This is a genomic window from Oleiphilus sp. HI0066, assembly GCF_001635725.1.
The window spans coordinates 1-1,003 of record NZ_LWFH01001877.1 but is presented as its reverse complement, the minus strand read 5'-3'; the positions used below and the strand labels follow the sequence as shown (position 1 = coordinate 1,003).

Sequence of the window (1,003 nt, the reverse complement as noted above, 5' to 3'; positions counted from 1 at the left end):
AGAATGATCGTGCGCATCAATGGATGAGGGAGAGGATATTTGAGGTTTTTGGGGAAGAGTAATATTTGAAAAGCCATTAGGCTGTTAACGGAATGCTCTATTGCTTAAAAACAGCGAAGACAGCCGATCGATAGATTAGATCGGCTATTAATCAAGAATAGTCAAAACCTATTGGCATTCTGAAGGAAGATGCTTTACTAGTAAGTTTTCTCCATAACAACTCCAATATACATTTCCTTCTTCAACATAAGGTTCCAGAACTATGTATTGTTCCTTCCCCTCTTCATTTATGCCAACTTGAGCTCCTATAACACCATTTTCATAGATCGCAATTTGTGAACTTTGGGTTGCATTAGAAATATAGTTTTCTGAATAGCCCAATGTTTGAAGTGACTCAGGCCACGCTTGATTAACCACGGCATATTCTGTTACTTCTTTGCTCACAGCTTCTGCATCTATATAAACTTCTGTATATCGAGCTTTTTGTACATAGTCTTGATATGCAGGTATTGCTACGGCAGCCAAAATACCAACTATCGCAATAGTAATCATCAACGATACCATACCGCCACCAGAGCCAAATCTAGGTACGAACAGAGATAAAAACCAAGCAAATGCATGGCGCGATGGATGATTGATCTCTCGTCCCTCGTTCATAGCCAACGCAGCTGCCATTCTTTTGGTTAACCAAGGATAATCACTTATTAATTCGTTGAATGACATCCAGAAACCATTTGTTTCGGATATTTGCGCTAAATAGGCATCAACATTGATCGACTTCCAGCGAGTATCACCTGCTGCAATAGCAGAAATTGCTGCCTTGATATCATCTTCAGATTGACAACACGCTACACCATAACGGTCACAAGTATATTCCTCTGCTCGCCTTAACGCTGCGCCCAGCAAGGGAAGTATCGAACTTGGAAGTATGAAAAAACTCCACAAAAGGTGATTGCGATGAATATGACCTAACTCATGCCCAATATAGAAATCTACAGCACTT

The 1,003-nt window shown here is 40.3% G+C and carries 1 protein-coding gene; it reads right to left on the bottom strand.

The window, feature by feature from the left end; translation table 11 throughout:
• Positions 1-168 precede the first annotated feature (168 nt).
• On the bottom strand, positions 169-1,003 hold an 835-nt coding region (locus tag A3738_RS32465), incomplete at its 5' end, for a pilin (protein ID WP_068764028.1).